Below are 5,817 nucleotides of genomic sequence, written 5' to 3'. Positions count from 1 at the left end.
GGTAAAGCGCTTAAAGCTTCAGAGGTGCTGGTTTCTGATATAGATCAGTCGCAAGGAAAGTACTTTGTCAGTTATTTAAGTCGAGATGAGCTGGATTCATGGTTTTCGACGGAAGAGCATCGTCAAGAAAAAGCTAAAGAGCATAACTTCTCTATCGAGATATCCGGCAGCGCACTCGAACAGGCTGATGCCTATGAGGTTCGAGTCAAGGCCTTGAATGATAGCTTTGACTCCAATACAGCTACCGAACTATTAACGATTATTTTTGAACACATATCATGATTTGATATGTGTTTATTGCCTAAATAGCTGCGATATCATTGCTCATTAAAACACTATAGAAATTTTTCAATACTATTGCTCTTAATCTTAGAGCCACTCTCGGGAGTTTCCTTTTTATGCAAAAGCAGAAAGAACTTTACGCTGGTAAAGCAAAATCAGTTTATACCACAGAAGATCCAAACAAATTTGTTCTTTTGTTTAGAGACGATACCTCTGCTTTTGATGGCGAGAAAATGGAGCAGCTGAATCGAAAGGGCATGGTAAATAATAAGTTTAACGCTTTTATCATGCAGGCTTTAGAAGAGGCTGGTATCGAAACTCATTTTGAAGCCTTGCTATCAGATAACGAGTGCCTGGTAAAAAATCTTGAAATGTTGCCTGTGGAGTGTGTTGTTCGTAACTATGCAGCGGGTAGCATAGTACGTCGCCTAGGTGTTGAAGAAGGAAAAGAATTGACTCCACCTACGTTCGAACTATTCCTAAAAGATGATGCTCTGCATGACCCAATGATTAACGTTTCTCACTGTGTATCCTTTGGTTGGGCCACGAAAGAACAGCTTGTCGAAATGGAAAAGCTTACCTATCAAGTAAACGATGTGCTGTCAGCAATGTTTGACAAGGCGGGTATGCTATTGGTTGATTACAAGCTAGAGTTTGGTTTGTCTGAAGGTAGAATTGTTCTTGGTGATGAATTTAGCCCGGACGGCTGTCGTATTTGGGATAAAGAAACTCGTAAGAAGATGGATAAAGACAGGTTTAGGCAAGGTCTTGGTAGCGTGATCGAAACTTACGAAGAGGTAGGTCAGCGTTTAGGTATTTCATTTGACTAAATTTTGTGACTTCGTTGCAGCTTTTTAATCTAAGCTGCAACGAATCAAGCAAGCAAAATCAAAAACTCCCTCTATACTTACGCTAATAGTTTTATTCTTAAGAGAATTCAATAAGGTAAGTATCTATGAAAAAAGTTACAAAACTCCTCGCTCCTTTCGTTTTGGCTGCAAGCGCCACGGCTCAAGCCGATTTTATTGGCGGTACTGTTGAAGCAAGTTATTGGTATGCAGGCATTGGTGGTGATGCCACCGCTGGTGAAACAGTTGATTTTGAAAAAGACCTAGGTTTCGAAGACGATAGTTTCTTCGAACTCGCGGCTTCATTTGAACACCCCGTGCCACTGATTCCAAATATAAAGGTCCGACTAACTTCCCTTGATCAGACTGAATCTGGCGAAATTGATGAAGCAGGCGATGGTTTTGCTGGTGTGGAAGGGCCTGTTACGACTAATTTAGACCTGACTCACTATGATGTAATTGCTTACTATGAAATTCTCGATAACTGGGTTTCGGTTGATGTTGGTTTAGATATTAAGGTTTTTGACGGTCAGCTTAATGTTGAGGGTGATACAGAAAGCTCGACCTCTACTATTGATAACTTTCTACCGCTGCCCTATGCAAAAGCTGAAGTAGAGCTGCCTTTTACTGGTATGGCAGTTGGCGCTGAGTTATCGGGTATTTCGTATTCTGGTAATGGTATTTATGATGCCCGTGCCCGTATTCGTCAAAATATTAGCTTAGCATTTGTTGAGCTAGGCTATCGCACTATGGCAATCAAGATTGATGATATAGGCAGTGCTGATATCGAAGTTGATGTTGATTTTAGCGGTGTTTACTTAAGTACAGGCTTAGATTTCTAGATATAAAGTGCAATCTAGATTCGTAAGAATATTTTTCTAATATTCTCATTGCAAGGCGCTGAATTGTTTGATAAATTACGCGCCTTATTCAAGTCGCTCTCCTTGCGATGCTTGAAATAGGACTATAGCTCAGTTGGTTAGAGCGCTACCTTGACATGGTAGAGGTCGGCAGTTCGAATCTGCCTAGTCCTACCAATTTCCCCTTAAAAAACAGCCTGTTATAATTTGTCTTATTTTGCGTGGCAAAACTTAGGCAAAAAAAGTGCAGTAACTTAATTGATAGTCTGTCTGATAACTCCTTGATGATTTCTGTTGGTGGCAAAACTTTATTGCCACGCCTTGCTGGTTTGTTTATTAGCTTATATTGCCATCTATGAGGTCGTTCCAATCTAGTAGTGGTTCGACACGGTAATAATCTTCAATGTCATCATGATCGTGACTGTATTTGCTTGTAACTACGTTTACTGTAGGGTCTCGATGTCCTAGCCTAAGCCCTATTAATCTGTCGTCAAACTTTTTACCGTCTATTGTTAGATGTTTTTTAGTTAAACGAGCTGATAGTCCTCTAATTTCATGGAAGGTTGGAGGGTTTAACTCTGATTCGTTGTATGTGCGATAGGTGTTAAGAGGTCTAGAGAGTTTTCTGAACTTGCTGACTATGTTGCTTCTCAGTATTTGATTTATGTGTGTTTTTTCTTTGCCTAAACTCTTTACTTTGGTTGGGCAGGAAAAGACATAAGGGCAGTTGTCTTGTGTTTTGGCGATTGCTCGTCTCTTGTCGATTAATTCTTTTAGATCGCCTTTTATCTCAAATCTTATTTTTTGAGGTACTTGGTCTTCTTGGGTTTTGTTGGGGGTTACGCATATCCAGTTATCTCTGATGGCGGTAAACCTGAGTTTTAAAAGGTCTCCTTGCCGCAACCCGGTTAGTAGTGCTCCTTTCAGTAAATCCTGCATCCATTCCGGTGCATTTTCGTATACATCTCTGAACTGATCTGAAGACATTTTGTCGCGTTTTTTTGTGTTTGTCTCACGAACCCCGTCACTCTTCATTGGCGGGGTGTAATCGAGTAATTTTCCTAGGTTGTATTTTTCGGGTGGGATAAGACCTTTTCTTTTTGCGAATTCGTAGATCTGCGTTACTACTGTTTTGTGTTTTTTAAATGCATCATGTGATAGTTCTAGCGAGTCAAAGCAGTTTGACCAATCCTTCATTTCAATGTCGATCAGGGCCTTGTCCCTAAAGTGATCTTCTAGCCGCTTTGTTACGCGCGTTTTATTGTAGAGAGTTTGATCTTTGAATTTGTGCGCAAGATATTCACCTTCAAACCTGAAAATGACATTTTTAAAGCTTGGTTCATTCTTGTTGTCTCGTCTTTCTGCATCCAGTTTTATGGATAGTGCTTCTATGCGCAGTTTTTCCTTATGAAGCTCGTATTTTTCATTAAGTTGTTTTGCTTGCTTTATCGCTTTTTCTTTGTCTGTTCCTAGTGAGACTCTTTTGCCGTCTGGAAGCTGGTATCTGAAAGAGTTCTTGTTCAGATAGAGGTTTTTGGGAAGGTCTTTGTTTCTTCTGGGTGCGCCCATTTAGATTCCTTATTATATGATTTGCGTGGCAAAAATAATGGTAGAGCACAAAATAGGGGCGTGTAAAGATATTTTTGCTATAAAAAGTAAAAAAAATGGAAAAAAGCAAATTTTGGCTATTGACCAAGTATGTCTATCAGGGGTATAATTATTAAGCCGGTTGGCGCAAGCAGTAATGAGCGGGTAATATTTTGGGAGAAGTGTTCTTGATTAAGAGTAATGATGAAGGAATTCTTGGTAGCGGTCAAACTAGAAAGCTAATGAAACTTTCACAGTATAGAGAGGTTTATTTTCAAAAAGGATCGCAGCCTTCAATAAATACTCTAAAGAAATGGATAAATCAGAATTCTATAGATGGTCGTAAGATAGCTGGCCAATATTATGCTTATTCTGAGCCTGACATTATCACAGTAGAAACTGCGTCAAATGAGCCTGTTGGAAATATTTCTCACGCCTCACAGCAATCTATTGGTGGCAAAGAAGTGTGTCAGGTGGAGGACATTTATTCCATTTTCGAAGATGTAACGGGGAGGAAAGTAGCATAAATGACTTTTCTTTTTACTCTAAAATCTTCAAACCTTCTAGTGGGTCAATACCTAGAACTTTAACTATCTGGGCATACTCTTGCACTGATATTCTTTTCTCGCCAGATTCAATTTTAGATACGTACGATTGATGCTCGTTTAGAAGTTTAGCAAATTCAATCTGTGTCAATTCCTTGGCTACCCTAGATTTAATAAGCCAATCTTGAAATCGTTTATATTTTGGTGTGTTAACAGACCTTTCCATATTGTGGTCATGTTATTAGCGTGCTAGCATTATCCCAAATTGGGATAATTGAGTGCTGTTAAGGAAACACAAGTGCGTTTTAGGTATCTAAGACCTGTATTAATTTCTTTAGTAGTTAGCTTGGGCGAATGGTGGAATTAATGATTCTGCTTTATGCAAAACTCATAGCCACCATTGATTGCCGAGGTAGCTTCCCGCTCTAGCAAGATTATTTTCGAGTACGCATTCAACGAAGCCTCACCAGATATGACTTAAACATCATAAGGATCTAATAATGAAAAAAACTGGAATATTTTGTCTGTCGCTTTCAACAATTTTTTTAAGCGGCTGCGGAGAATCGGTGCCAACTGTTGAAGAGTTAATAGCTGACGAAGATCGATTGATCGCATTGGTCGAAGAGTGCAACTCAATACCCAAAGCTGAGGCCGAAGAAAGTGAAACATGCCATGTGGTTATAGAGGCGCTTTCTAAGGCTATGGCTGATGGTTTCAACGCATTATTGAAGTAAATAAGGAATCGACATGAAAATAATTTTTGTACTTGTGTTATCTGTTTTTCTTACAGGGTGTGGGAGCCAAGACCCAAATGAAATTGTCGAAGAGTTTTACGAGTTGCTCATATATTCAGACCTTAAAGATAACGAGAACAAACATGCATTTCTTGGTTTTACAACTGGTCGATTGAAAACAAAGTTAGGTGAAAAATTCGAGTATGCAGACAAAAATGAACAGCCGTATGAGATGCAATTTATTCCGGTCTTGGGAGTATACGGCAACATACTTGAGCTTTCAGATGTGAATATTGAGATAGAGAAAGAAGAGTTTGTAGAGAAAGATGGAGAGGTTGTTAGCGCAACAGTAATCGCGAAGACTTCTGGAGAGATAAAAGACGAGACTTGGTTTTCAAAGGATAAGTTTAGTTTCACGTTAGATAACGACCAGTGGAGAATCACAAAAATTGTATTTGCTCATGAAGGTGGCGCTGGTTCACCTGTCAGTTTCCCTTAAGTAATAAGAATATTGGAGCTAGTTTTATGTACAGTCTAAAGGAAAAAGTTTTATGTATTTTTCTTTTTCTACCGTTAATGGCGTGCGGCTCTTCAGATCCATCTCCAAGTGATGCTGTTGAACAGTTTTTTGATTTGGTTCTCGAAGGCAACTTGGATGATGATCAAGTATTGAATCAAATGTCAGCACTAACAACAGGCAAAATTAAAGAACGAATCGACTCTAGAAAGAGAATTAGTAAGTTTAAGAAGATTTCTAAAACCATTAACGAGGCAAATGGTTCGATTGAAACCGATGGTTACGACATTGATGGAAGTGAAGCCAATGTCACTCTTCTCATTGTAGGTGAAGATGACAACGGAGAAGAAATTAAAGACGAATCAACTGTGGAATTACGAAGTGAGAATGGTCAGTGGTTGATATATAGCATGAAGGGTGCTTAGGACAAAATCATAAAGAGAT

The 5,817-nt window shown here is 39.1% G+C and carries 9 protein-coding genes and 1 tRNA gene; 8 read left to right on the top strand and 2 right to left on the bottom strand.

Annotated elements, in window-relative coordinates; all coding sequences use genetic code 11:
• The 4 genes from A3729_RS33120 to A3729_RS14395 all read left to right on the top strand — a co-directional run.
• The coding region (locus A3729_RS33120; RefSeq protein ID WP_197475860.1) for a hypothetical protein at positions 1 to 282 on the top strand (282 nt) is incomplete at its 5' end.
• A gap of 116 nt (positions 283 to 398) precedes the next feature.
• Positions 399 to 1,112, top strand: coding sequence for a phosphoribosylaminoimidazolesuccinocarboxamide synthase (gene purC / locus A3729_RS14405; protein ID WP_068507797.1), 714 nt, complete (start codon positions 399 to 401; stop codon positions 1,110 to 1,112).
• Between the two features lie 125 nt (positions 1,113 to 1,237).
• A complete protein-coding gene (locus A3729_RS14400; protein ID WP_068507795.1) occupies positions 1,238 to 1,972 on the top strand; it encodes a TIGR04219 family outer membrane beta-barrel protein in 735 nt (244 codons plus the stop codon).
• 118 nt (positions 1,973 to 2,090) lie between these two features.
• Positions 2,091 to 2,167, top strand: a tRNA-Val gene (locus A3729_RS14395).
• 159 nt (positions 2,168 to 2,326) lie between these two features.
• On the opposite strand, the gene A3729_RS14390 is transcribed toward A3729_RS14395, so the two are convergent.
• Entirely contained in the window at positions 2,327 to 3,559 is a 1,233-nt protein-coding gene (locus A3729_RS14390) for a phage integrase Arm DNA-binding domain-containing protein (RefSeq protein WP_068634013.1), read from the bottom strand.
• Between the two features lie 206 nt (positions 3,560 to 3,765).
• On the opposite strand from A3729_RS14390, the gene A3729_RS14385 reads away from it, so the two are divergent.
• A complete protein-coding gene (locus A3729_RS14385) occupies positions 3,766 to 4,104 on the top strand; it encodes a hypothetical protein (protein ID WP_068634012.1) in 339 nt (112 codons plus the stop codon).
• Positions 4,105 to 4,117: 13 nt separating this feature from the next.
• Here the strand turns inward: A3729_RS14385 and A3729_RS34605 are convergent, their stop codons facing one another.
• On the bottom strand, positions 4,118 to 4,348 hold the full coding sequence (locus A3729_RS34605; RefSeq protein WP_068633647.1) for a helix-turn-helix transcriptional regulator: 231 nt from the start codon (positions 4,346 to 4,348) through the stop codon (positions 4,118 to 4,120).
• Positions 4,349 to 4,622: 274 nt separating this feature from the next.
• On the opposite strand from A3729_RS34605, the gene A3729_RS14375 reads away from it, so the two are divergent.
• Genes A3729_RS14375 through A3729_RS14365 form a run of 3 tightly spaced genes read left to right on the top strand, consistent with a single transcriptional unit; the run spans position 4,623 to position 5,798 of the window.
• On the top strand, positions 4,623 to 4,856 hold the full coding sequence (locus tag A3729_RS14375; protein ID WP_068633649.1) for an EexN family lipoprotein: 234 nt from the start codon (positions 4,623 to 4,625) through the stop codon (positions 4,854 to 4,856).
• Positions 4,857 to 4,869: 13 nt separating this feature from the next.
• Positions 4,870 to 5,355: a hypothetical protein gene (locus A3729_RS14370; protein ID WP_068634011.1), complete on the top strand. Its 486-nt coding sequence runs from the start codon at positions 4,870 to 4,872 to the stop codon at positions 5,353 to 5,355.
• A gap of 26 nt (positions 5,356 to 5,381) precedes the next feature.
• Positions 5,382 to 5,798, top strand: coding sequence for a DUF4878 domain-containing protein (locus tag A3729_RS14365; protein WP_156495004.1), 417 nt, complete (start codon positions 5,382 to 5,384; stop codon positions 5,796 to 5,798).
• Positions 5,799 to 5,817 lie beyond the last annotated feature (19 nt).

The sequence above is a fragment of the Oleiphilus sp. HI0043 genome (genome assembly GCF_001634935.1).
The sequence above is the reverse complement of the archived record's forward strand: the minus strand, read 5'-3'. Positions and strand labels throughout refer to the sequence as shown.

Bases quoted from the DNA above. Each gene is read 5' to 3' on its own strand.
- purC (WP_068507797.1), top strand. From the start codon at position 399: ATGCAAAAGCAGAAAGAACTTTACGCTGGTAAAGCAAAATCAGTTTAT.
- A3729_RS14400 (WP_068507795.1), top strand. From the start codon at position 1,238: ATGAAAAAAGTTACAAAACTCCTCGCTCCTTTCGTTTTGGCTGCAAGC.
- A3729_RS14390 (WP_068634013.1), bottom strand. From the start codon at position 3,559: ATGGGCGCACCCAGAAGAAACAAAGACCTTCCCAAAAACCTCTATCTG.
- A3729_RS34605 (WP_068633647.1), bottom strand. From the start codon at position 4,348: ATGGAAAGGTCTGTTAACACACCAAAATATAAACGATTTCAAGATTGG.
- A3729_RS14375 (WP_068633649.1), top strand. From the start codon at position 4,623: ATGAAAAAAACTGGAATATTTTGTCTGTCGCTTTCAACAATTTTTTTA.
- A3729_RS14370 (WP_068634011.1), top strand. From the start codon at position 4,870: ATGAAAATAATTTTTGTACTTGTGTTATCTGTTTTTCTTACAGGGTGT.
- A3729_RS14365 (WP_156495004.1), top strand. From the start codon at position 5,382: ATGTACAGTCTAAAGGAAAAAGTTTTATGTATTTTTCTTTTTCTACCG.